Consider the following 243-nt stretch of genomic DNA (forward strand, 5'->3'; position numbering starts at 1 on the left):
CGACCCCTATGCCGGTGGCACACACTTCCCGGATGTGCGCCTGATCCGACCCATCTTCGCCGACGGCAAGATTATCGCCTTCAGCCAGTCGAACGGGCATTGGTCGGATGTTGGCGGCAGCGTGCCGACATGGACGGCGATGTCCTGATTGCCCTGTGCGGCGCATTCGCCGTGGGCGTCATGCAGAGCACTTGAGAAATCGCGATTGTAGATGACGAAGGAGTAGCAGGTCCGAAGGACCTG

General features: G+C 60.9%; 2 pseudogenes. One reads left to right on the forward strand and one right to left on the reverse strand.

Annotated features, from left to right (window positions below):
* Positions 1-127: pseudogene (locus tag G8O24_RS43635) on the forward strand (hydantoinase B/oxoprolinase family protein); the annotation flags it as partial.
* Positions 128-168: 41 nt separating this feature from the next.
* Here the strand turns inward: G8O24_RS43635 and G8O24_RS46955 are convergent.
* Positions 169-213: pseudogene (locus tag G8O24_RS46955) on the reverse strand (hypothetical protein); the annotation flags it as partial.
* Positions 214-243: the final 30 nt, after the last annotated feature.

The sequence above is a fragment of the Bradyrhizobium campsiandrae genome, assembly GCF_014529705.1.
In the GTDB taxonomy this organism is placed as follows: domain Bacteria; phylum Pseudomonadota; class Alphaproteobacteria; order Rhizobiales; family Xanthobacteraceae; genus Bradyrhizobium; species Bradyrhizobium campsiandrae.